The organism is Archangium gephyra, assembly GCF_042230915.1.
GTDB classification, from domain to species: domain Bacteria; phylum Myxococcota; class Myxococcia; order Myxococcales; family Myxococcaceae; genus Archangium; species Archangium gephyra_B.
This window is the reverse complement of record NZ_CP102578.1, coordinates 5,709,488-5,734,650: the sequence shown is the minus strand read 5'-3', so window position 1 is coordinate 5,734,650 and position 25,163 is coordinate 5,709,488. Positions and strand designations below refer to the sequence as shown.

Annotated in this window: 12 protein-coding genes; 4 read left to right on the top strand and 8 right to left on the bottom strand. The window is 69.6% G+C overall.

Annotation, left to right across the window (positions count from 1 at the left end):
* Position 1: 1 nt before the first annotated feature.
* Positions 2-2,512, bottom strand: coding sequence for a PAS domain-containing protein (locus NR798_RS22400; RefSeq protein WP_375773519.1), 2,511 nt, complete (start codon positions 2,510-2,512; stop codon positions 2-4).
* 309 nt (positions 2,513-2,821) lie between these two features.
* Between NR798_RS22400 and NR798_RS22395 the strand changes: the two genes are divergently transcribed.
* Complete coding sequence (locus NR798_RS22395; protein ID WP_375773518.1) at positions 2,822-3,187, top strand: DUF6184 family natural product biosynthesis lipoprotein; 366 nt, start codon at positions 2,822-2,824, stop codon at positions 3,185-3,187.
* 18 nt (positions 3,188-3,205) lie between these two features.
* On the opposite strand, the gene NR798_RS22390 is transcribed toward NR798_RS22395, so the two are convergent.
* The 3 genes from NR798_RS22390 to NR798_RS22380 form a co-directional block, all read right to left on the bottom strand.
* Complete coding sequence (locus NR798_RS22390) at positions 3,206-5,419, bottom strand: PhnD/SsuA/transferrin family substrate-binding protein (RefSeq protein WP_375773517.1); 2,214 nt, start codon at positions 5,417-5,419, stop codon at positions 3,206-3,208.
* A gap of 411 nt (positions 5,420-5,830) precedes the next feature.
* A complete protein-coding gene (locus NR798_RS22385; RefSeq protein WP_375773516.1) occupies positions 5,831-6,070 on the bottom strand; it encodes an Lrp/AsnC ligand binding domain-containing protein in 240 nt (79 codons plus the stop codon).
* A gap of 14 nt (positions 6,071-6,084) precedes the next feature.
* On the bottom strand, positions 6,085-7,221 hold the full coding sequence (locus NR798_RS22380; protein WP_375773515.1) for a fatty acid desaturase family protein: 1,137 nt from the start codon (positions 7,219-7,221) through the stop codon (positions 6,085-6,087).
* 146 nt (positions 7,222-7,367) lie between these two features.
* On the opposite strand from NR798_RS22380, the gene NR798_RS22375 reads away from it, so the two are divergent.
* Together NR798_RS22375 and NR798_RS22370 are read left to right on the top strand one after the other, a co-directional pair.
* On the top strand, positions 7,368-9,275 hold the full coding sequence (locus NR798_RS22375; RefSeq protein WP_375773514.1) for a TPM domain-containing protein: 1,908 nt from the start codon (positions 7,368-7,370) through the stop codon (positions 9,273-9,275).
* Positions 9,276-9,311: 36 nt separating this feature from the next.
* On the top strand, positions 9,312-10,055 hold the full coding sequence (locus NR798_RS22370; protein WP_375773513.1) for a hypothetical protein: 744 nt from the start codon (positions 9,312-9,314) through the stop codon (positions 10,053-10,055).
* A gap of 126 nt (positions 10,056-10,181) precedes the next feature.
* Here NR798_RS22370 and NR798_RS22365 read toward each other — a convergent pair whose 3' ends face one another.
* The 3 genes from NR798_RS22365 to NR798_RS22355 form a co-directional block, all read right to left on the bottom strand.
* Positions 10,182-15,707 (bottom strand): DNA repair ATPase, encoded by a 5,526-nt coding sequence (locus NR798_RS22365; RefSeq protein WP_375773512.1) that lies wholly within the window; start codon positions 15,705-15,707, stop codon positions 10,182-10,184.
* Between the two features lie 204 nt (positions 15,708-15,911).
* On the bottom strand, positions 15,912-18,140 hold the full coding sequence (locus NR798_RS22360; protein WP_375773511.1) for an SPFH domain-containing protein: 2,229 nt from the start codon (positions 18,138-18,140) through the stop codon (positions 15,912-15,914).
* Positions 18,141-18,241: 101 nt separating this feature from the next.
* The gene (locus NR798_RS22355) at positions 18,242-19,036 is read right to left on the bottom strand and encodes a hypothetical protein (protein ID WP_375773510.1); all 795 of its coding nucleotides are present in this window, start codon (positions 19,034-19,036) and stop codon (positions 18,242-18,244) included.
* Between the two features lie 194 nt (positions 19,037-19,230).
* Between NR798_RS22355 and NR798_RS22350 the strand changes: the two genes are divergently transcribed.
* On the top strand, positions 19,231-20,307 hold the full coding sequence (locus tag NR798_RS22350) for a DNA topoisomerase IB (RefSeq protein ID WP_375773509.1): 1,077 nt from the start codon (positions 19,231-19,233) through the stop codon (positions 20,305-20,307).
* Here the strand turns inward: NR798_RS22350 and NR798_RS22345 are convergent.
* Complete coding sequence (locus tag NR798_RS22345) at positions 20,265-25,103, bottom strand: tetratricopeptide repeat protein (protein ID WP_375773508.1); 4,839 nt, start codon at positions 25,101-25,103, stop codon at positions 20,265-20,267. The two genes, NR798_RS22350 and NR798_RS22345, sit on opposite strands and share 43 nt — an antisense overlap.
* Between the last annotated feature and the right edge of the window lie 60 nt (positions 25,104-25,163).

Sequence of the window (25,163 nt, the reverse complement as noted above, 5' to 3'; positions counted from 1 at the left end):
CTCAGGCCGTGGGCACCCGGGGGAGCCTCACCCGGAACACCGTGCCCGCCCCGGCCGAGGAGCTGACGTCGATGTGGCCTCCGTGCGCGGCGACGATCTCGTGCACGATGAAGAGGCCGAGCCCCACGCCCTTGAGGGAGTTGCCCCCTTCGCTGGCGCGCGTGAAGGGCTCGAAGATGCGGGGCAGCAGCTCCGGCGGGATGGGGTTGCCCTGGTTGGCCACCTCGAGCACCACCTGGGCCCCCTCGCCCTCCACGCGCACGCGGATGGGCGCCGTGTCCGCGCCATGGGACAGGGCGTTGGACAACAGGTTGCCCACCAGCTGCACCAGCCGCTCCGGGTCCCACTCCCCCCGCGTGTCGCCGCGCGCCTCGAGCAGCAGCTGGCGCTGGGGATGGGCGGCCTGCAGCTCGTCCACGGTGGTGCGGCCCACCTCCTCCAGGCGCACCGGCTGGCGCTGGATGGGGAGCGTCCCGCCCTGGCGGATCCGCACGAAGTCGAGCAGATCCCGGATGAGGCGATCCATCCGGTGCACGCTCGTGCGGATGCGCGTCACCCACTTGCGCTGCGGGAGCGAGAGGGGCTCGGCGGAGCTCAGCAGCAGGTGGCTGACGGTGGAGATGGCCTGCAGGGGGTTGCGCAGATCATGGCTGACGATGCCAAGCAGCTTCTCGCGCACGTCCGCCTCGCGGCGCAGCGCCTCTTGCAGCGCGTGGTGCTGGGTGACGTCGGTGCTCACCACCACGCCGGCAACCGTGCGCCCCTCGGCATCGCGCACCAGGGTGGAGCTCAGATCGACCTGCCGGCGGCTCCCGTCCGGAAAGACGACCGACACGGGCTCGCGCACCACCGTCTCGCCGTGGAGCAGCGAGCGCGCCAGGGGCCACTCCTCGGGGGCATAGGGCCGCCCGTCGGGGTGGTAGCCCCGGTAGGCCGCGTACTCCGGGATGCTCGAGGCGGGCACGAAGGGGTGGCCCCAGATGGTCTCCACGGCCGCGTTGCCCCGGACGAGCCGGCCTCCGGGTTCGGCGATGACGACGCTCACGGGCAACTGCTGCAGCACCGTCTCCAGCAGGGCGCTCTGGGCGGCGAGCCGATCCCTCAGCTGCTCGGCCTCGGCACGCGCCCGGCGCTCGGCCGCATAGAGGCGCGCGCGCTCGATGGCCACGGCGCACTGCTGCCCGAGCGACTCCATGAACTGGAGATCCTCGGAGGAGAACTCCCGCTCGTGCTCGAAGCTGAAGCCGAACGCGCCGAGGACGTGGCCGTGCACACGCAGCGGCAGCGCCGCGAACGCGCGCCCCAGGAGCGCCGGGGAGCCCACCTGCTGCGGGTAGTCCTGGAGGAAGGCCTCGAGGGTGCCGTACAGCACGGGCCGGCCGGTGCGGACGGCCTCGCGGTACATCACCGGCGTGTCGAGCGGAAAGCGCCGCCAGCGCTCGTCCAGCACCCCCTCGGGGAAGCCGTGGGCCGCGGTCAGCTCGAAGGCGGTGCCATCCGCGCTCACCAGCACGAGCGAGGCCGAGAGGGCCTCGAGCGCCGCGGCCCCCTCGCGCACCACCCCCTGTGCCACCTCCTCGGGCAGCAGGGCCTGGGAGAGGGCCGAGGACACGGCATACAGCCGCTCCACGCGCAGGTGGGCACGCCGGGACACGGTGATGTCGCGCACCGTGCCGATACAGCGGACGGGCCGCCGCTGCGCGTCGAAATACGCCTGCCCGTGGGAGGAGATCCACCGCACCACCCGGCCCTTCGCATCCACCGTGCGGCACTCGGTCTGGTAGCGCCCATCTCCCCGCGGATCGCACGCCGCGCGCATCGCGGCCTCCACGCGGGGCCGATCCTCCGGGTGCAGGCACGCGAGGAAGGACGCCTGGGAGATCCGCCCCTCCCGCGGAGGCAGGCCGAACAGCTCGTGGCACCGCGCATCCCAGCTGCGCTCGCCCGAGAGCGGCTCCAGCTCCCAGATGCCCAGCTCGGCGGAGGACAGGGCCAGGCGCAACCGGTCCTCGCTCTCGCGCAGGGCCGAGGCCATCCGCGCGGCCTCCTCGCCCTGGCGCAGCTCGGTGATGTCCTCCACCATTCCCACGAAGCCGGCCACCCGCCCATCCGGCAGCACGTGGGGCACGTAGTCCGCGCGCACCATCCGGCTGCCGCCCATGCGGTAGGGGACCACGCGCTCGAAGTGGACCCGCTGACCCGACAGCACCGTCTGCACATCCGCGCGGACGTTCTCGTACGCGGCCTCGCCGAGCAGCTCGGGGATGGAGCGGCCGAGGATGTGCTCGCGCTTCTCCCCGAACCACCGCTCGTACGCCTGGTTGGCGAAGCGGTAGCGCCCGGCGCTGTCCACGTACGACAGCAGCACGGGCGCGGCGTCCACGGTGATGAGCAGCTTCTCGATGAAGCCATGCTCACCCGGGCCCGGGCCGGGCTGCTGGAGCGAGCGGTCGAGCAGCAACAGCTTGTCGACGAACTCGCGGAGGGAGGAGGAGGGAGCTGGAACGGACATGGGGGGCGCTACTTTTTAACCCGGTTGGAAGCCCCACGCTCCCCAGAAGAGGCCCGGGAGGGAGCGAAGAGAAGCCCGCGATGTTGGCGCCATGACGCACGCAGAGGAGACAGGCACTGTGCTGACGTTCCCGTGCTGACCGGGTAGGGTATTGGCCGCGGCCTACAGCTCCTGCGCCCCCTGTTGTCTCGAGCCTACAACCCCCCCCACCGCCGCCTCGTCGTTTGGCGGGTTTGGCGGTGGTCCGCCGCTTGCTCATGGGGGCACGTCGTCGTGTCCACCTCTCACCCCGCTTCGCGAGTCATCACCATGCGTCTCTCTTCCTCTCTCTCCCTGCTGCCCCTGCTCCTCCTGCTGCCCGCGTGTGGCCCGACCTCCCTCTCGGATGCTCAAGGCCAGGCCACCCGAGCCGCCTGCGACTACTACGCGGATTGTGACGAAATCGGCTCCGGCGAGGGCCAGGAGTTCCAGGACCGGAGCGAGTGTGAGGTGAAGACCCGCGATTTCTTCCAGTCCGTGTGGACGGCGAACAACTGCCCCGCCATCAACGAGAAGGGGCTCGACACGTGCCTGGAGCGCATCCGCACCACCTCGTGCTCGAGCGGGGCGGACTACTTCAACACCGCGTTCATCGTCTGCGGCTCGGGCGCGATCTGCCAGGACGCCGAGGACTGAGCGGTTCTCCCCGTGCCCCTACCCGGCCAGCAGCGCCTGACGGGGCTGGGAGGCCTCGGCCGCCGCCGCGGGCAGGGTGATGGTGATGAGGGTGCCCCGGCCCTCGCGGCTCTCCGCGCGCAGCGTGCCGCCCAGGCTCGTGACGATCGCGTGGCTCACCGACAGCCCCAGGCCCGAGCTGCCGGGCTGCGTGGCGACGAAGGGCTCGAAGAGGCGCGCGAGCTCCTCGGGCCCCAGGCCCTTGCCCGTGTCCTGCACCTCCACCACCGCCTCGCCGTCCTCGCCGGTGTAGGCGGCCACCCGCAGCACGTTGCTCGCCGCGTCCGCCGGGTTCATCGACTGCACCGCGTTGAGCAGCAGGTTGAGGAAGAGCTGGGTCAACCGGGCCTCGTCCGCGTCCACCGCGGGGATCTCGAAGAAGTCCCGCTCCAGCCGCGCCCGGTGGTTGAGCTGGCCGCGCAAGAGCTTCAGCGCGTTCTCCAGCACCGGCTGCAGCTCCACCCGCGCCTGGTGCTCCGGCGGCTTGCGCGAGAGCGTCCGCAGATCCTGCACGATGTGCTTGAGCCGCAGCGCCCCCTCGGCCGTCTCGGACAGGGCCTCCAGCACCTCGCCCAGCTCCTCCGAGGCGGCCGCGTCCCCGGTGCGCAGCGCCTCGCCCATGCGCTGCAGCTCCTCGCGCGCGTAGGAGAGGTTGGCCAGCATGAAGGCCAGGGGGTTGTTCATCTCGTGCCCCACCGCCGCCGCCAGCGAGCCCAGCGCCGAGAGCCGATCCGCCTGGATGAGCCGCGCCTCCATCTGCTTGCGCAGCGTCACGTCCCGGGCGAACACCCGCAGGCCCTCCGGATTCCAGAGCTGCGCCACCGTCAGCTCCCAGTAGCGCCCCTCCAGGTGCACGGTGGGAGCGGGCTCGCCCGCGGGCGCCCCCTGCCAGGCCCACTGCAGCGCCGCCTGCACCAGCGGGTGGCGCGCGCCCTCCACCAGCAGCTCCGGGAAGGCCTTGTTCGCGGCCGGGTTGCCGTAGCGCAGCTCCCCCTGCATGGTCAGCTCCAGCAGCGGCTCGGGGTGCAGCAACGGGAAGGAGGCCAGCCGGTACATCGGCTCCTGCAGCGCGCGCATCTCCGTCACGTCGCGCACCATCAGGCCCAGGCGCGGCCGCGTCTCGCCGGGGACCGGAGCGCAGGGGGTGATCTCCGCCGCGTACCAGCGCGTCTCTCCCTCCACCTCCAACCGGTACTCCAGCCGGCCGTCCGCGCCGCCATGGCGCACCGCGCGCATCAGCGACAGCAGCGGCTCGGCTGCCTCCGTCCCCAGCACCTCCGTCAGCGTCCGTCCCTCGGCCCCTCCCACGTCCCGGCCGAAGGCCTTGCCCGTGGGCGCCCACAGCCGCCGGCAACGCTCTTCCCCATCCAGCTCCGCCACCACGTACTCGGCGCCGCGCGCCCGCCGCGGCAGCGGGGCCTGCGTCTGCGTCCGCCCCTCCGGCGACAGGACGAAGCCCTCCACCCGGAACGGGCCCATCAGCATCTCCATACCGGAGCCGTCGGTGTTCATCCGCGTGAGGATGGACACCAACGCGGCGGCATCCGCCTCGGACAGGCGCCGGGTGAGGACGATGCCGTCAGCCAGCGCGGGCGGGGTGAAGGCGAACGTCATCAACCTGGACTCCTCGGCCCCTACATAGGAGGCCATGGTGGCGCGCATGGCATGCTCGTCCTCGTGGGAAGAGAAGACGGCGGTCACGTCCGCCTCGCCGGAGAGCACCGCGTGGAGCGCCTTGCGGTAGGCGCCCAGGAAGCGCTGCTCGGAGAAGAGCGTGTCCGTGCGCAACCCCTGCTCCTCCAGGAAGCGCACCGGCAGCAGGTACCCACCGGCGGAGCGGGGGGTGACCCAGGCGGCGCGCTTGCCCTGGAGCGTCTCCAGCGTGAGCGGCGCGTCCGCGCGGCACACCAGGGCGGAGTGGTAGTGACAGCTCCCCGAGCGCACTGCGCGCAGCACCGCCCGAGCCCGGGGCGCGAAGGCATCACACTGCTGGGCCGTGGCCCACGCCATGTCCACCCGGCCCGCCGCCATCTCCGTCTCCAGCGCCTCGTACGTGGGCGCCAGCTCCAGCACCACCGGCCGGCCCAGCCGCTCCGACAGCGCCCGCCCGAACAGCTCCGCGCGAACGTGCTCCCGCACCTCACCGAGCGACGGATAGAGCATGAAGCGGATGGGGGTGGTCGGCGTGGTCACGTGCACTGCCTCCTTGCATCCCCCCAGGGCCCGGGGCGGCCCCGAGTTGGTTTCGTTCCCCAGTATGCACAATTTTTTAGCTCAATCCACACTTTTCCGGATTCACTGGAATGGTGAGGCTGTCGGACACAGCGTGTTTCACTCGGAGTTGCGGGCAGGCGGCCGCGTCCGGAGGAGACCGGTGAGGTGACGCATCAGGTAGGGAATTTCCGGACCTACGTGGCCCGGGCGAGGTGCGGCGGCACAGGGCTCGCGGCGGCCCCCGCCCTCGGTGGGGCGCGGCCGGACAGCGCGAGCGGGGCCAGGACCCGGAGGAGGACCCTCCGGGCCGACGGTGCACCAACTGGTCCGATTGTCGGACCAGTCGGCGGAGAACGCGCCCGGGAGGTGTCGCTCCCGGGGGGCAGCGGCTCAGAAGGCCTTGAAGGTGCTGATGGTGTAGGTGTCCTTGACGCCGGGCAGGGTCTGGATGCGCTCGGTGACGAAGCGGCCGATGTCCTGGTCCTTGTCGAGGTTGAACTTGGCGAGCAGATCGTAGCCCCCGGAGGTGGAGTGCACCTCGGCGGCCTCGTCGACCTGGTCGGCGATCATCGCCGCGGTCTTGTACGTCTGCCCCAGCTCACACTTGATCATGACGAAGATGGTCTGCACGGGGGCGCACCCTATCACGCCACTTCGGGGAGCGGACCGGAGGCCGGAGCGGCCTCACGGCGGGAGAGCCGCCGCATGGACGTCTTGCCCACGACGATGTCCACCATCTTGCGCGCGCGCGTCCAGACGCTCTCCTGCACGTAGGGGATGCCGTGCTTCTCGCAGAGCGCGCGCACCTTGGGCTGCATGCGCTGGTACTGGAGCATGGAGAGGTCGGGGAAGATGTGGTGCTCGATCTGGTAGTTGAGCCAGAGGTGGAGGTAGTCGTTGAGATCTCCGCCGGTGCGGTAGTTGGCGCTGCCGATGACCTGCTGGAGGTAGCGCTCGCCCTTGTTCTCCGGCTTGGAGTCGAAGCGGTAGAGGTCCTCGCCGGTGTGGTTGGGCCCCACGACGAGGAAGGTGTGCACGTTGGTGATGACCTCGGCCATGAGCGAGTTGCACAGGGCGCTGAAGCCGGCCCAGGCACCCAGGGGCAGGAAGAGCGCGGGCAGCACGGCGAAGTTCCAGAGGACGTAGGGGACGTAGCCGCTGAGCAGCACCTCGCGCCACTCCTCGCGGGTGAGGGGCCCGTCGGGGCGGTGCTTGCGGCGCAGCGAGGCGAGCGTCTCGGGGGCGTAGTAGCTGGCGCGCCAAGTGATGGCGAGCAGGGCGAGCTGGACGTAGCGCAGGGCGAGCGGGCGCTCCGGGTTGCGCAGGGAGGCTTCGGCGTTGCGCTCGAGCAGATCCGGATCGGCGTCCTCGCCGGTGTGCGAGTGGTGGAGGACGTTGTGCTCGTAGACCCAGGCGTCGGGGAGGATCCAATCGAGCCAGTCGACGAAGCGACGCTTGCCCTTGGCGAAGCCCCTGCTGGTGCGCTCCACGGGGGCGCCGGGGACGCGGTCGTAGCCGCGGTGTCCCACGTGGTGCATGAGCAGCCAGCGCGTGGAGCGGCCGAGCCCCATGGCCGCGGCGCTCAGCGGATTGGGCATCACCCAGCAGGTGGCCAGGCCGAGCACCGAGGCGGCACGGCCCCAGTTCTCGATCTTCCGCAGGTGGGCGAGGTCCGCCTCGCTGACGGAGGCGTCCATCTCGGCCCGCAGGGCGCGGATGTCGGCCAGGAAGGCCTCCACGTCGACGGTCGAGGGATCGAAGTCAGGGGTGGCGCGGGACATACGGGGGGGACCTCGGGCGGGCGGATCGGAGATGGGGGAGCGATGGAGAGCGGGCCCGCCTGTGCGCGCTCGGGGGCCGCACGGTACCCGCTGGGCCGTGGGTCGGGGAAGACCTTCGCGCGTCGGGGGTGGGTTACGATCGGCGCATGATGCGTTGGCTGTGGTTGCTGTTCTGCCTGGTGGGCCTGGGCTCCGCGCGCGCCGAGGCGCCCCGCTGGGAGGACATCCCCCTCCCCTCCTCGGATCAGGCGCTGGTGGACACCACCGGCACCCTGAAGCCGGACACGTTCAAGGAGGTGAACCGGTTGGCGGCCGGGTTCTCCGGACGTGGATGGGGCCGGCTGGTGGTGGTCGTCATCCCCCGCTCCCCGGAGGATCCGCGCTCACTCGCCAACGAGCTCTACGACTCCTGGCGCATCGCGGGCGAGCACGATGACGGCATGGTGATCGTGATCGCGCTCGAGGATCTCTCCGTGGGCGGCACCCGGGGCTCGGCCCTGGGGAGTTCCTGGGAGGACTACCAGGCGGCCTGGGACTCGGCGCAACAGGCCATGCGGGCCCAGGAGCCCAACAGAGCCGTGCGCTCCGCGGTGCGGATCTTCTCCGAGTGGGAACAGGTGGCCCCCCGGCCGGAACGCGAGACGGCACCCGCACCGGGACCTTTCGCGGCCTTCCACCCGCCCCACGCGGGCGTGGCCGATCCCGACCAGATGCTCCCCCGGGAGCTCACGCGCAAGGCGAGGCAGGCGGCGCAGCTGAGTGAATCCACCATGACGCTCGTGGTGTACGACCGCGCCAGGCACCCGGTGGAGGCGCGGGCGCTCGCCGAGCACCTGTACTCGGCGTGGAACAAGACGGACTGGCTGGTGGTGGCCTCGGCCCGGCCCGTGGATGCGTGGGCCATTCCCCCCCGGGACTTCGACCAGAGGGGAGGCTACCGGAAGGGGCTCCCGGAAGTGGTCACGGCGTGGAAGGAGGCCATGGAGCCGCTCGGCCGGGATCCCTCCGGTGAGGAGACGGCCGAGGCGTGGGACAAGGCGTTCGAGGCGATGAGGTGGATCGCCCGCTACCCCGAGACGCCCCCGGCGGCGGCGGCGCCCCCCGAGGAGAAGCGGCGGTCCGAGGGCTCATCGGGCATGGGGGGCTGTTCCCTCCTTCTGCTCCCGGTGGCCCTCTTCCTGCTGGCCAAATACACACTCGGGCGGCTCGAGCCGGGCAAGGGTCCACACAGTATCGGGGCCTTCATCGCGTGCGGGCTGGCGTTCACCGTGGCCTATGGCTGCGCCCTCGGATGGGTGCTGGAGCAGAGCGCGCTGCTCGGCATCTTCGCGGCCTTCTTCTGCTTCCCCTGGGTGTTCATCGCGGTGCGACGGTTCTGCGGCTACTTCGACTTCAACCCCTTCTACGCCATCGGGTCGGCGTGTCCGCTCGCGGCGCTGGGCCTGTTCTTCTGCCTGGTCGCGTTCTCCGCCGAACTCTTCCAGGTGGGTCCGCTGGTGCGGACCGTCGAGGTGAACGAGCTTCCGCGAGCCGCTGGAGGGGCCTTCCACGTGCGGGGAGCGGTGCTGAGGAAGGACCACACCTCCGACCAGCGCCTGGAGCGGCCGGGCGGCAACAGCATGAGGTCCGCGAAGCTCGCGCCGCTCGTCGCCGAGGGATGGACGCCGGAGCAGCCCGTACCCGCGTGGCTGCTCTGCCGCCACCACGACGACTACAAGGAGGAGTGCGCCGGCTGGGACGCGCCAATCAAGGACGTCGTCGCCCCCACGTCGCTGGGGAGTCTGTCCATGACCCGGCTCATTCAGGAGGCCGAGTTCGACACCCACCTTCGCAGCGCGCCCGGCGCGAGGGTGTTGTCACGCAGCGACGATGCGGGAGCGTCCGTCACGCGGGTGCTCCTGCGAGGGCTGCTCCTGCCCCTGTTCTTCGTGGGCGTCTTCGTGGCCGCCGCGTTCATCGGGCGCTGGTGGGACGAGAACGACGGCAGGCAGCGGCCTTCCCAGACAAGCACCCCGCAGAGCCAGCAGACGAAGTCCAGGAAGAAGAAGGCGTGACCCGTCCCCTCTCCCAGATGCATTCTGGGAATCATCATGCGCCTCGACATAGAAGCTGCTTGCGGTGTCCTTCAGAAGCTTCAGGAGGAGATCGGATCTCCACCAGGCACGGAGCCGCTCAGGACGGCGGCGCTCGCGCTCCATTTCATCTGGGGCAACGGCCACCTCCACAACTTCGAAGACTACCTGGCGTGTTTCAACCAGGGCGATTCCCCTCCCTCGCCCTTTTCCTTTGAGACCCGAGAGCAGGCCGAGGCCTCGTTACAGCAGGCGATGGATCCTCGGCATGCGCATAGCGTGGCCATCGCTGGTACCCGATACGCTGTCGCTTATTCGCCCGAGCGCGGAGTCCGATTCCTGGTCCGTATCCCCGAGAGCGCCGGGCTGACTACGACCACTCAGCCCCTCACTCCCCTCATGAGAGAGGCCCTTGCCGCACTCCGCCAGGCACGTGCGCATGTCCGCACTCCCGAGGACAAGGAGTCGGTCGACATCGCCTTGCTTGCCATCCATTACATCCTGGAGAGCGGCCAGTCGCCCCTCTTCGAGGACTTCCTCGGGAACTTCGATTCCAATACTCCCCGTTCCCCACTCTGCACCTTTGGCACCCGGGAAGAGGCTGATACCTGGCTGAACGCACATCCCAGGCCTCCCCACAGCGCATCCGTGGAAATCGCTGGCCAGCGCTACTCCGTGGGCTACGCGCGTGACAGCGGGCTCCGGGTGCTGGTCCGCAGGCCACCGCTGGAAGAGTTGGGGCTCACCGAGCAGGACGAGTAGCGCTGCATACGGATCCAACCCGGTATCCGGGCACCCTCACCCCGTCCCTCTCCCGGAGGGAGAGGGGTTGTTGCTGGAGTCGTCGTTGGCAGTGAGAGCGGTGGTACGGGAGGGGAGGAGCCTGCTTCAGCCCACCGCGGGGCGCTGCATGGCCTGGAGCAGCTCCAGCGCCTCGGTGACGGCCTGCCAGACCTGCATCGCCTTGAGGCTCTCGTCGCCGCTCTGCAGCGTCCGCTTGGCCAGCCGCTCCAGCGGTGCCAGCGCGCTCTCCACCAGGACGATCTGCCGGCCCAGGTCCGCGGGCAGCGGCGCGGCGGCCCGTTGCGGCGAGGGCACCGGCGCCCGCTCCGCCATGGACTTCACCGCCTGGGACATCTGCTCCATGTACCGCCCCAGGTCCGCGGGCGGCGCGGCCACGGGCGCGGCCACCGGCTGGCGCTCGGCCATCGTCTTCACCGCCTGCGTCAGCTGCTCCATCACCGGCCCCATGTCCGCCGCCTGCGCGGGCGCCGCCACCGAGCGCTCGGCCAGCACCTTCAGTACCTTCGCCAGGTGTTGCAGGTACGGCGTCAGATCCGGCCCCTGCACCACCGGCGCGGGCGTCTCCCTCCGCGCCAGCTCCAGCAGTGCCTCGCGCAGCGACTCCAGCCGCGGCATCACCTCGGCCACCGGGCTCGGACCCGACGGCTGGCGCGTCACCTCGGCCGCCTTCACCACCGCGCCCGCCACCGAGCCCAACTGCTCCTCGATGGCGCTCAGCTGGCCCGTCACCCGGGCCACCGGATCGTCCTCCTTCCCGCCCATCCGCTTCACCCGCGCGAAGCCCTGCTTGATCTCCTCCCAGCGCTTCGCCTTCTCCGGCGTCAGCCGCCCACGCATCTCCTGCAGCTTGAGCAGGTTCTGCTCGGCCGCCGTGGTGAGCGTCTGCGACTCGCCCTGGTAGTGATCGTCGATGAGCCGCTCCAGCTCATCGTCCGTCATGGCCGCCACCACCTTCTCGGTGATCTTGCCCATGTTGCGGTAGCTGCCCTGCAACTTGAACGCGGGCTCCGTGCGGAAGCGCTCGTCCTGCGCCGCCGAGGCGATGTACTCCAGGTTCACCTTCAGCAGCACCTGCTGCACGCGGAACAGCCGCTGGAACACCGCGACGACCTCCTGCAGCTCCGCCGCCGCGTAGCCGTACGACAGCTCTCCGGTGGGCACTTCCTCGCCCTTCGCCATGCGGATGAGCTTGTGGATGTCCCCCGGCTCGCGCGTGGCCAGCGGCGCCAGCGCGCTGTTCGACGTGAGCGCGTTCTCGATGTAGCTCAGCGCGAACAGCTCCTCCTTGCCGTCGAGGATGTCACCCAGGTTGTAGGTGTCCGCGCGGTTGGCGAGCATGTCGGGAATCCGGAAGCGGTCGCCCGTCTCGGTGTACGGGTTGCCGGCCATCACCACGCAGAACTTCTTGCCGCGCAGGTCATACGTGCGCGTCTTGCCGTTCCACACGCCCTCGATGCGGCGCTGACCGTCGCACAGCGAGATGAACTTCTGGAGCAGCTCGGGATCCGTGTGCTGGATGTCGTCGAGGTAGAGCATCACGTTGTTGCCCATCTCGAAGGACAGGTTGATGCGCTCCACCTCCTGGCGGGCCGTGGCGTTGGGGGCCTCGGCCGGATCCAGCGACTTCACCGAGTGGCCCAGCGCCGGGCCGTTCACCTTCACGAAGGTGAGGCCGAGCCGGCTGGCCACGTACTCCATCAACGTCGTCTTGCCGTAGCCCGGAGGCGACATGAGCAGCAGCATGCCCATGCGGTCCGTGCGCTTGTTCTCGCCCGCCGAGCCGAGCTGCTTGGCCAGGTTGGCGCCGATGAGCGGCAGGTACACCTCGTCGATGAGCCTGTTGCGCACGAAGGACGACAGCACCTTCGGCGTGAACTCCTCCAGGCGCAGCCGGCGGCGCTCGCGGTCCAGCAAGTCCCTCAGCAGCGCGCGGTAGGCGTGGTAGGCCGGCACGCGCACCTGCCGGAAGTCGCTCAGGCGGGTGAGGAACTCGTCCAGGCGCAGCGGCAGCTTCCGGTCATGGATGCGCGGGTGCTGGCCCAGCATGCCCGTCACCTCGGTGGCGGTGAGGGCACCGGCCACCTCGCGGTCCACCTTGCGATCGGTGAGCAGCACCACCGCGGCCTCCACGGCCACGTGGGCCGCCGCGCCCGGGCCCCCCTCGCGCCGCGCCAGGTACGCCTCCACCCACGCGCGCACGGTGCGCAGCCGCTCGGGGAGGTTCTTCTCCAGGCCGCGCAGATCGTCCTCGAACGCCGAGCGCGTGCCCGCCCTGTCCAGGTGCGACAGCAGCGCGTCCTTGAGCGCCACGGCCTCGCCGCTGGTGGTGAAGCGGGGCCTGTCTCCGGCCAGCTCCTCGACGAGGTAGCGCCCGGCGAGCCGCGCCTCCGCGGGGCCACACTGCACCCCCGAGGCCTTCAGGAAGGTCCCAATCCGCTCGCCCGCCTCGTTGCCGAGGGCCACCAACTCCGCCGACTCACCGAAGGCCGCGCGGAGCCGGTGCAGGCTACGCGCGCGCCGGTGGATGAGCGCCTTCTCGTCGCCCTCTCCGCCGAAGGCCCAGTACAGGGCCGCCCAGGCGCGCGGCGTGGGCGCGAAGCGCAGCAGCCCCGCCCCCGTGTGCATCGCCAGCAGCTTCTCCAGGATGGCCGCCGCGTCCGCGTCGTGGATGCCGCGCTCGTAGCCCTCGTCGTACTTGTCCGCCGAGTACGCGCGCACCTTCTCCAACAGCCCGTTCGGCTCCAGCACCGCCTGGTGCAGCGCCGCCAGCGTCACGCTCCCCTTCCCCTCCTCCGCGTCCAGCAGCACCTGCGCCGCGAGGTACTCGGCGCGGTACACCTGGGGCGTCTCGGAGATGAGGTGCTGCTCCCACAGCTCGCGGTACTTCTCCAGCTCCGGCTCCTCCAGCTTCTGGGCGTAGTCGGTGCCGGTCAGCTGCAGGTACAGCGCGCCGTCGCGCGGCAGCAGCGTCAAGTCCAGCTGCTGGGTGTTGACGTTGAAGCGGTGCTTCCCGAACTTGATGACCGGCGCGCCCGAGCCCTCCTCGTAGAGATCGTTGCGATCCCTCAGCGCGCGCAGGGCGTCCTGGCGCGCCGTCTTCACGCGGCTCTGCACCTCGTCCGAGCGCACGCTGTCCTGGAGATCGAGGAGCTGCTCGGCGAGCTGCCGCAGCTTCAGCACCATCGAGTCGGAGGCGAAGTACGTGTTGAGCTCGTCCTCGGACTTGAACGACTTCGCGCGGCGGCTGACGCCGGTGAGGATGCGATCGGCGGCGCCGAAGAGGTTCTGCGCGCGGCGCTGGCGCTCGTCCAGCAGCGCCTGCTTCTTCTGGCCGAAGGCCTCGAGCAGCTCCTCGCGCTTCTGGGTGAGCTGGCCGAGGAACTCGTCGAACTCGCCGAAGCGCCCCTCCATCTCCTCCAGCTGTACGGTGAGGCGCGAGAGGCCCTCGTCGCACTTCTCGGGCGAGTCCGCCACGGACAGCGCGCTCTCCACCGACTGGCCGAGCAGCTTGAACTGGGCGCCGAACTCGGCCCGCTTCTCGCGGCTCACCAGCTCCTTGCGCTTGACGCTCAGGCCCGCGCGCACGCGGTTGAGGCGGGAGAACAATTCGGAGATGCCCTCGAGGATCCGGGCGCGCGCGAGCGGATCTCCCACCTGCAGGCCGCCCACCGTCTCGCTGAGCACCTCCAGCCCCTTGCCCACCTGCTCGACGTCCTCGCCGAGCGGGGCCAGCTCGCTGGTGGTCTGGATGGGCTCCAGCTTCTGCAGCAGCACGTCCAGGCGCTCGGCCAGGGGGTTGAGGGCCTCGCCGCGCTGGAGGAACTGCACGGCGTCGGTGCTGACGCGGTCCGTCTCCTCGATGACCTGCTTCTCGAGGGCGTCGAGCCGCGCCGTGTCGATGTAGCGGATCTCCTTGAGGGTGATGAGCTGGCCGCGCTGCTTGCGCAGATCCGAGAGGGCATTCATGAAGCCCTCGGCGCTCTGGAGCTCCTCGGGCCGCACGCGCAGCAGCACCTGCTCCTGGTGCTTCTGGGCCTCGGCCATGGCGTCCATGGCGCGCTTCTGCAGCGCGAGCACCTTCTCGAACTCGTCGATGATGAGCTCGGAGGTGCGCCGCAGCGTCTCGATGCCCTCCTGGAGCTTCGTCTCCTCGTGCCCGAGCCAGTAGAAGGCATCGAGCATGCGGGTGGCGGCGGAGGCCAGGTCCTCGTAGGTGCGCCGGGAGGGCTTGTCCGAGCGGGCCATGCGCACGAGCGTCAGCGCGTCGGAGATGCCGCGCACCAGCTCGGCGTTGCCCACCTTGCCCAGGTAGCCGGGGGCGGGCGGCATCTTCGCGGCGTGCTCGGCGGAGACGAAGGGCGTCTGCCACACCTGCATGGGGTGCACGCGGGTGGGCTCGTTGGAGGCGGCGCGGAACACCACCATGCGCCCGTCCCCGAAGAGGCTGAAGCCGTGCCCCAGCAGCGGGTTCTGCACCTCCTTGCGCACGAGGTTGTACGGGAAGAGGACGTAGGCGCCCTCGTCGCGGCGGAAGAAGACGTAGAGGACGTCCTCTCCATTGGGCGAGCGGATGGCGCGCTTGAACTGGAGGCCCTCGCCGATGTTCTCGAAGACCTTGAAGTCGCCCGTCTGCAGGTAATAGCCGCCGGGGAAGACGATGCCCTGGTCCTCGGGCAGGCGGATGCAGGCGCTGCCGATGGCGTCGATGCGCACCACGTGCTGGGTGCGGGTGTTGAAGACGAGGTAGCGGTACTTCGTCTCGCGGAACGGCAGGACGCGCAGCAGGATGAGGGCGCCCACCTGGGCGTAGGCGAACTCGGCGTCATCCAGCGACTGATCCGGGTCGTCCACCGGCTCGCGGTAGATGCCCAGGCCGTCCGAGGTGTTGTTCTCCACCTTGACGGTGAGGTCGCCCTTCACCGTCTCGACGAACACCTGGTCCAGGACGTTGACGTGGGGGTGCTGGCCGAGCACGTAGTCCTCACGCGTGGCCACCTTCCACTCGAAGTCATGGGACGGGGGGAAGACGTGATCGCGCTCGCCCTGGTTGTCGATGTAGGTGGCGTTGCCCTCCACATCGAGCCCGAAGCGGAAGACCTTGATGTCGCGATCGGACTTGCCCGTCTGGAAGATGGCGAGCAGCCGCGTCTCGTTGCGGCGCAGCTGCAGCAGCCGCGCGTCCTTGTAGTACTTGTAGAGCTCGCTGAAGTCCTTGACGAAGCGCGGATCCTTGAGGAACCCGCCGGCCTCGGAGGACGGCACCTCGGAGAAGTCGAAGCCCTCGGCGGTCTTCTCGAACTTGTGCAGCGAGAAGACGTCGGCGACGTTCATCTCCTTCTTCAGGCCGATGAAGACGTTGTAGCCGAAGAGCAGGAACTTCCCGACGCCGACGATGTCACGCGGGACGCAGTTGTTCTCGGTGCGGACGCGCTCGTTGCCGATGACGGTGAGCTCGGTGCCGCCGAAGAGCTTCTTGCGCCGCTCGTTGAGGTCCGTGGCCTTGGAGCCGAGCGCCTCGGCCTGACTGAGCAGGCGCGCGCGAATGACCTCGTAGCTGCCACCCGCCAGCGTGGCCTCGCCGGACGCGGGGGGGGTGCTTTCAGTTGCCATCTTCAGTTCACCGGGAAAGGGGGGGAACCAGGGATGAACGTACCCTCACCCCCGCCCTCTCCCGAGGGGAGAGGGGGAAACTCGACTCCCTCTCCCTTCGGGAGAGGGTCGGGGTGAGGGTATCGAAGATCCGTACTCCAATCCGCGCGGACACCGTGTCACCACCGGCTCCGCGCGGCACAGGACCGTCCGTGACGGCCGGGCTCAGCCCTGGGTCTTCTCGGCCCGGGCGGGCTCGGACTCCACGAGCGACTTCAGGTTGGAGGCGGCCGCGGCGGCGGGGTTGGGCGCCATGCGGTGCAGCAGGGCGGCCATGGCCAGGTTCTGCGCGTCGCTGGTCAGGCCCGGCTTGGAGAGGATCTCCTTGAGGTCGGCCGGGAAGTCCTTCTCCCCGTTGAGGTAGCCGCTGAAGGCCTTGCGCAGCGTCTCGCTCTGGTCGAGCGCGCCGTCCACGGACTGGCCCACGGAGATGGCCTTGATGAAGCGCTCGAAGAACTGGCCGTCGCCACCGACGATGTTGATCTTCGCGTGGCCCATGGTCTCGGCGAGCACCTTGGACTGCGCCTCGGCGATGTCCTTGCGCACCTGGATGTTGGCGAGCTCCACGTCGCGCTCCTTCTGCAGGCGCAGGCGGAACTCCTCGTGCTCGCGGGTGGCGCCCTGGAGCAGCTTCATGGACTCGGCCTTCTCGGCCAGACCGCGGGCCTCGGCGAGCAGCTTCTCCTCGATGGACTTCGCCTCGGCGAGCAGCTTCTCGCGGATGGCGACGGCCTCGGCCTCGCCGCGCTTCTGGATGACCATGGCCTCGGCCTCGCCGATGCTCGTGCGGGCCAGCCCCTTCTCCTTCTCACCGGCGGCCTCGGCGAGCAGCTTCTCGCGCGTGGCGCTGGCCTCGGCCAGCCCGCGCTCCTTGGCGGAGAACGCCTCGGCCAGCCCGCGCTCCTTGAGGACGGTGGCCTGGGCCATGCCCTGCTTCTCGATGACGGCGGCCTCGGCCTCCTTCACGCGCATGGCGGCCATGCCCTGCTTCTCGGTGGCCAGGGCGTCGGCCTCCTTCACGCGCGCCTCGGCCAGGCCGTGGGCGGCCTCCTCGGCCTGGACGCCCTCGGACAGCCGCATCTTCGCCTTGGCCGTCATGTCGGAGGCCTGCAGCTCGGCCTCGGCCAGGGTGAGCTTCTCCTTGGCGGCGAACTTGGACACCTCGTTGCTGGCCTCGGCGGCCTTGATGTCCTTGACGAGCTTCTCCTGCGCCTGGGCCTCGGCGGTGATGAGCAGCGCGTCCTTGCGGCGCGTGGCCTCGGCCTTCACGCGCAGGTCCTTGATGCGCTCTTCCTCCTCCGCCACGCCCTTCTCCACGGCGATGCGGGTGCGCACCACGTCGGCAATGGCCTTCTTCTCGGCCTCCAGCTGCTTCTCCTTGCCGATGCGCGACAGCTCCACCTCGCGCTCGCGGTTGATGGCCTCCAGGGCGCGGTCCTTCTCCACGCGCTCGGACTCCACGCCCACCACGCGCTCGCGGTTCTTCTGCGCCACTTCCACCTGGCGGTGCTTGTTCTGCTCGTTGATGAGGATCTCTTCCTCGGCCTTGATGCGCGCCAGCTGCTGCTTGGCGTACTCCTCGGCCTTCACGCGCTCGGCCTCGGCGGTCTCACGGGCGGTGATGGAGTCGATCTCGCGCTTCTGCTTGGCCGCGGCCTCGGCGCGCTGGCGCTCGAGGGCGAAGATGGCCTCGTCCGACTCGACGTTGCGCTTGGTGATGTTCATGCGCTCGTTCTGCCGGAACTCGTTCGTCTGGACGTTCTGGACGGACGTGAGCTCGGTGATCTTCCGGATGCCCTCGGCGTCGAGGATGTTGTCCTTGTCGAGCATCTCGACGGGGGTCTGCTCCAGGAAGTCGATGGCGCAGTCCTCGAGCATGTAGCCGTTGAGGTCCTTGCCGATGACGCGCAGGACCTCGTCCTTGATGGCCTCACGCTCGGTGTAGAGGTCCTTGAAGTCGAACTTCTTGCCGGCCGTCTTGAGGGCCTCGGAGAACTTGGCCTCGAAGAGGTTCTCGAGCGTCTCCGGATGGCTGGCGCGCTCGCAGCCGATGGACTGGGCCACCTTGAGCACGTCCTCGCGCGTCTTGTTGACCCGGACGAAGAAGGTGACCTTGATGTCCGCGCGGATGTTGTCCTGGCAGATCAGCCCTTCCTTGCCGCGGCGGTCGATGTCGATCGTCTTCAGGGAGATGTCCATCACCTCGGCCCGGTTGACGATGGGCCACACGATGGAACCGGTGAAGGTGACGAGCGGCTCTCCCTTGAAGGGGTTGATGATCAGCGCACGCCCCTGGTCCACCTGACGGTAGAACCTGGAGACGACGAACGCGGAACAGAAGAGGAAGAAAAGTCCTCCGGCGATTCCGATTCCAGTAGTGACGATTGGATCCATGTCGGTGCGATTCCCGAGCGAGTAGACCGGGGGAACCTATCACGCAGCCGGAGTCCCCCGCTAACAGCCCCGGCGCGGCATTGAGAAGTCAGGAGAAACCGCTAGCGCGTGCGGGACCTGTCCCGGGCGAGCGCGGCGGCGGTGAGCGGATCCTTCAGGTGCTCCAACTCCTGCGGGAGCAGCCAGTCCACCGGCTCCACCTCGTAGGCGTCGCGGGCGGCGTCATAGGAAAGGATGAGCGCCTTCTCCCCGCGCTTGAGCTGGTTGTCCTTGTCACACACGACGTTGAGCAGGAGGCCGGCACCGCCGTCCTCGAAGGTGGCGTGGCCGAACTTGCCGTCCACCGTGCCGCTGGCGATGACGCACACACGGCCCATCAGCTCGGCGCGGCGAGGCGCCTGGTGCGTGGCGAACATGGGCCGCAGGGGCCGCACCGCGAGGCCCGCGAGCACCAGGCCTGCGGCGAAGCACAGCGCGGCGAGGCCGCCGCTGACGAGCACGCCAGGCAGGAAGCCGAGCGCCTCCTTGGCCGGACGGGCGAACGCCAGCGACATCAGCCAGGAGAGGAACACCACGAAGCTGACGGACACCGTCACCGGGACGCCGCCGAACCCGAGCACCTCGAAGACGTTGGCACCGGCCTTGGCGCCCCCTTCGAGCGCCGCCTTGGCGCCGCCTTCCACGGCGGCCTTGGCCCCACCCTCCACCGCGCCCTTGACGCCCCCTTCGATCGCGCCCGCCTTGGCGCCCAGGGCGAAGTCGCCAATGTCCCCGTCGAGCAAATCGACGCCCACGGCCCCCACCATGACGATGAGCCAGTAGCCGACCACCACGCCGAGCGGGATGGTGAAGAGGACGGTGGGAAAGGCGAGGATGGCGGCGAGGAACTCGGTCATCGGGCCTGCAAGCGGAGAGGTGGCTGGGAGTCTAGTCCAGGCTCGCGGGTTTACGACAAGCCTTCCCGCCGATTTCCGGCCCGGTCTCCCTCCAGGCGGGCGAGCTGGGGCTGCGTTGACGGGATGCGTCCGGCTGCACAGGCATTCCAGAGGACGGCGCACGGAGCGCACGGCCGGGGAGCCATGGCACGGACATGACGCACATCGAGAGACTGCGGCAGGACGGAATCCGCCGGCGGGGGAGCCCCCAGCGGGGCTTCCAGTACGTGCAGGCGAACGGGAAGCCGGTGCCGGCGAAGGAGCGCGAGCGCATCGAGGCGCTGAAGCTGCCCCCGGCGTGGACGGACGTGCTGATCAGCCCCTCGGCGGCGTCGAAGCTGCAGGCCCTGGGCAAGGACAGCGCGGGGCGGTGGCAGTACCGCTACCACGAGTCCTTCACGAAGAAGCGCGAGGCGGAGAAGTACAAGCGGGTGGTCGACTTCGCGAGGGCGTTGCCGAAGCTGCGGCGGCGCGTGGCGGCGGATCTGCGCCAGCCGGGCCTGGGGCGGGACAAGGTGATGGCGTGCCTGCTGCGGATATTGGGGACGTGCTTCATCCGTGCGGGGAGCCAGCAGTACGCGGACGAGAACAAGAGCTTCGGGCTGGCCACGCTGCGGGCCAGGCACGTGAAGGTGAAGGGGGACACGGTCATCTTCGACTTCCCGGGCAAGAGCGGGAAGCAGCAGCACCGGGAGCTGAAGGATCGGCAGGTGGCGCGCGTGGTGCGCGAGTGCCTGAAGCTGCCGGGGCGGGACGTCTTCAAGTTCGTGCTGGACGATGGGTTCGTGGTGGACGTGAGGCGGCGCCACATCAACGAATACATCCAGGAGGTGATGGGGGCGCGCTACAGCGCGAAGGACTTCCGCACGTGGGGCGGGACGCTCATCTGCGCGTGCGCGCTGGCCCGGGCGAAGGAGCGGGTGCGCCAGGAGGCCGCGAAGGACGGAAAGAAGCTGACGAAGAAGACGATGGTGGCGGCGGTGAAGGAGGTGTCCGAGCACCTGGGGAACACGCCCGCGGTGGCGAGGGACTCGTACATCTACCCTTCCGTGCTGGCGATGTTCGAGAAGGGCCAGGTGGTGGAGCGCTACTTCGAATCCGTGGACGAGTTGGCCCGGCACGAGAAGCCCGCGCTGCACTGCGCGGAGAAGGCGCTCCTGGAGATGCTGGAGGAAGGCAAGAAGCCCGCTCAGCGGCGGATCGAGAGCGGTGCGCCCACGATGCGCTCATAGCGTTTGATGCGCTCCTGGAGGACGGCGGGCATCGGCTGATCCGCTTCCTCGTAGATCATCCTCAGATGCCTGAGCATGACCCCGGTCTCTGTCCCGTACAGCTCCGGCTGGCTCTTGAAGAAAGGCCACATCAGCTCGACGGACTCGTTCGCGAGAGCGAACGCTTCGGCCCCCGTGCACAGCTCCAGCAAGCACTTGCTCAGATTGCAGAGACAGGAGGCGTAGGCGGGTGCATTGCGCTTGAACGCCTGCGGTTTCAGGCCGAGGTACAGCTCGCGCTGCTCGCGCAGCAACGGAAGGGCCGCGCGGTGCTGGCCCAGCAGCGCCAGCCGGGTGGACAGAAAAGTGAGGCCGTTGATGAGGTCGGGGCGGAACCTGTCGGGATTGCCCGGTACCAGGAGCCGGTAGAGCTCGACCGCGTGCCGCGTCATGGCCAGTGCATCCTCTGGCCGGACCAGATCATCCAGGAGTTCGCTGAAATCGAGGAGGTTCTCGGCGATCATGAGCCGTGCCGCCTCGGGGTGGTTGCGCACCAGGGCGCTGAAGCGCTTGACCGCCTCGCGCGCCGCCTTGAGCGCCTCCGCATTCCGGTCCAGACCGTTCAACGCTCTGGCCAGGGTGTAGAACCCCCTGGCGATCGCAGGCGGAACCGCTTCGAACCCGTGCTCGTCCAGGGCTCGCAAGAGTTCGATCGCCTGGTGGGTGCTCTCCACCGCCTCCTGGGGCTTGCCCACCTGGTTCAGATGGATGCCCAGGTTGTTGAGACTGTTGGCGAGATCCATCTGAAGGGCCGGCTCGAGCGGGCCCAGGGCGCGGTAGCGTTCAACCGCCTCGCGCGCGTGCTTCACCGCCTCCGCGGACCGGCCCAGGGTGCTCAACCACAGGCCCAGGTGGTCCAGGGCGATGGCCAGCGTGGGCCCGAAGGCCTTGGGGTCGCGCTGCTCCAGGACGCGGCACAGCGCGACCCGCTCGCTCGCGGCGCTCAGCGCATCCTGCGGCCGGCCGAAGCCATTCAATTTCGAGCCCAGCTCGAGGAGTCCCCGGGCCAGGTCCGGCTGAAAGGCGCTGGGGTCCTGCTGCAACAGGACGCGGTAGAGGGGAATCACCTCGCACGTGACGTGCTGCAACTCCTCGCTCCGGCCCAGCTCATCCAGGTGCCAGCCCAGCTCGTAGAGGATCACGACGTGCTTCTGCCGTCCCGCGCCGGGGTCGCGCTTCGCCACGTCGCGGGAGAGGGCGGCCGCCTCCCGCATCGCCTCCAGCGCGGCCTCCGGTCTGCCCAGTGCATTCGACACACGCCCCTGCAGCATGAGGCTCTCCGCGAGCTCTGGCTGGAAGGTGGCGGGGTCGCGCTTCGCCAGGATGCGGCCTGGCGCGAGCGACTCCTCCAGGGCCTTCAGCGCCTCCTCGTTCCGGTCCGTTGCGCTGGCTTGCTTGCCCAGGAAGTGAAGCGCCGTGAAGAGGTGGGGCCGGACGGCGTCGGGGTTGTGCGGGAACGCGGCGCGGTAGAGCCCCACGGCCTCGCGCACGGCCTCCAGGGCCTCTTCCCGCCGCCGCAGATTTCTCCACCGGATGCTCAGGTTCGTGAGGCTGGCGGCGAGGTCCATCTGGAAGGCATCGGGATTGTGCTTCACCAGGACGCGGTAGTGCGCGACTGACTCGCGCGTGGCCTCCAGGGCTTCCGCATGCCGGCCCAACGCGTTCAACCGGGTGCCCAGGTTGTCGAGAGCGCCGGCCAGACGAGGCAAGAGCGCATCGGGGTTGAGTTGCGTCAGGACGCGGTAGAGGCGGACCGCCTCGTCCGTGACCTTCCACGCGTCTTCATCCCGATCCAGGAACGTCAGGCTGTTGCCCAGGTTGTCGAGAGCGCCAGCGAGGGGGGAGCGGAACGACCCCGGGTGCTCCTGGGCCAGGGAGCGGAAGAGCCCGATCGCTTGCTCCAGGGGCTCCACCGCCTGGGCAAAACGCTTCGCGTCGACCAGGATGATGCCCAGGTTGTTGAGCAGGCCGGCGATCTCACTCCGGAACGCGGAGGGGCGGCGCTTGTCCAGCTCCCGGTAGATCCCGAGCGCCTCGCGCGTGGCGCTCAGCGCCTCATCATGGCGTCCCAGGTTCTTCAGGACGAGGCCCTGGATCTCGAAACAATTGGCGAAGCGGGGCCGCATGGCCGGGGTGTGTCTGACCAGGACCCGGTAGCGTTCGATGGAGTCATTGAGAAGGGCCAACGCGTCCCGGTAACGCCCCCGCTGATACAGTTGATTGCCCTGATTGAAGATCAGCCGAGCCCGCCTGTCGGTGGTGCGCTCCAGCTCGGGCGAGGGAGGAGCCCGCAGGAGCGTGCGGGTCGTCCACTCGGACACTCGCCCCAGTGACACGCTGGAATTCGGGACACCCACCGTGTTGAGCTCCTCGGCCAGCGCGGCATCCCCGTCCACCTCGAGCCGGTCGGCCAGCACGTCCCCGAGCATCGACGACGCGGTCCGCAAGCTGACGGCCTTGGCCGCCTCCAGGGCCAGCCTCGCGCGAGAGCGCAGCGGCCCCGCCAACAGCCGCTCGAGCCAGGGTCTCACCACCTCGGGCCGGGCCGAGGAGGCACGGCCCAGCACTTCCAGACCGATGACCACCACGCGCGCCTCTTCATCGGCGGGGAGCACCCGCTCGATCCAATCCGCCCCCAGCCGGTCTTCCTCCGTCCGGGGCGAGGCGACCCGGAGCACCATCCCCTCGCCCAGGAGATCAGGCTCCAGGGAAGGCAGGTACGGGGAAGCCTCGCGGCCGGTGTGCTGGTAGATGCGGTGGAGCAGCCGCTGCAGCTCCTCCTCCTGGGAGTTGGGCTCGCGCTCCAGGAGCCGCTTCATGACCCGGGTGGCCGTGGAGGCGTCCACGAGGCCTCCGCGGAGCGTGGCGGCGGCCACCACCTGGCGGGCCAGGGAGCGTTGGAAGGAGAGCGCCACGTCGGACTGCCGGACCCGGGTGTCCCAGAAGCGCTCCTCGTGGTCGAGCACTACCTCCATCAAGGTGTTGGCCTCGAAGGCGAGCCCCTCCACCGAGGCGAGCGCGGCCATGTGCAGGTAGAGCACCCGGACGAAGCGCGCATCCGAGAGCGGAATCGGAACGGGCATCTGCTCGTAGGGCCTGCCCCGCTGCCCGGCGAAGCGCTCCGCGGCCTCGTGGAAGATCCGCTCGCGCTCCGCCGTCTCCATGGCCAACGGGAGCAGCTCTTGCGGAGGTGTCTCGCCGAGCCAGAGGTCCAGCGCGGCATCGGACTGCCGCAGCGACTGCCACCAGTCACCGCTGTTGCGCGCGAGCAGCAACAGGCGCATCCGCCGCAGCGTGCCCGTGCCCTCCTGCTGGGAATAGCGCAGCATGCGCTGGAGCGCCGCGCGCAGCTCGGAGCGGCTCTCGGCGTAGTCGATCACCACCAGCACGGGCTGGCCTCGCGCCCACAGCCGCTCGAACCAATCCTCGGGAACGTCCTTCGCCAGGAAGCCGGTGGCCCATCCCCGGGCACTCCGGCGCCGGGACCACTCAATGGCGAGCCGGGTCTTCCCTACCCCGCCCTCGGCGTGGAGCAGCCGCACCGCGACGGGTGGGCCCTCGTCACACCAGCGGTCCAGCTCCGCGAGGATCTCCTCGCGACCCTGCTCATGGAAGGGCACGACCTCGTAGCGCGCGTTGAGGAGGGTGGAGGGCGGAGGATTCGCCGGCAGTGGCTCGGTGCCCGGCACCAGGAGGTCGTCCGTGCCGGGCACCACCTCCACCTCCACGTGCTCGCGGAGGAAGGCCAGCAGGCACTCGGCCGAGGCCCGGGCGGCGTATTCCTTGAAGTGGTCGTCGCGCCCGTCGTTGGCGAAGTCCATCACGCCCTTCATCACCAGGGCGTCCAGCTTGCGCTCCCGCTGGGCATGCACCAGGGCTCCGAGCGCCGCCGCCTCCATCTCCAGGCCCAGCGTCTTGCGCATGTGCGCGGAGACGAAGCTCCAGGCGCGCTCGTCCTCGATGACCTGGTTGCCACTACCCATGGGGGCCACATGGACCTTGAAGGGCTGCAGCGGGCCCGAGGGCGTGAGGTCGGGCAGCCGGTTGCGGTGCTTGATGAGGATCCGGCCGATGTGCGCACGGCCCTCTTCGGTGAGCGTGAGCGTGCCGTCCTGGATGCGGCCGGACTTCCAGAGCGACTCGATGACCTTCTCCCACTGCGGGCAGAAGTCGTTGAGCTCGGGGAGGGCTGAAGGGTCGGTCACGCCCTCCCGCAGCTTCGCCAGCACCCAGTTCTCCTGCCACTCGTAGGGCATGGGGCGCCGCTGCCACCACGCCTGCTCCCGGAAGCGCGCGGCGAAGTCGAAGTGCTCCAGCGCGAGCTTCCAATCGTCGCGCAGGTTGTACGTCTTCAAATCCTGCAGAACCTCGTCCGGCAGCCGCTTGCCCGTGTCGTGGAAGAACAGGCGCTCCGCCGCGACGACATCCCCGAGGTTCGTCTTGCCGGGGCGTCCCGCGCACACGCCGGCCATCGCCACGCACCGGGGACTCAAGGTCTCCACCAGCGGCAGCAGTGCATTCGTCGCGGCCACCGCCCCCATGTCCCCCGCCAGCGCGACCGCCACGCGCAAGGGCCGGCTGCCCTGGGACTGGAAGGACTGGAACGCCACCGGCAGACCGTTGGGGCCCTGCTCCTCCTGCCACCCGCTGGCCACCACGGCGCCCGCGTCCACCTGGAGCACCGCCTGGTACTCCAGCGAGATCGCCGTGAGGATGACGACGTCTACCCCGCGCTTGCTGTCCCTGCCCGCTGCCATGGGCAGAGCGTAGCGGCATCGGTGGAGCGAAGACAGGCCCTGCCCTCCCCCACTTCACGC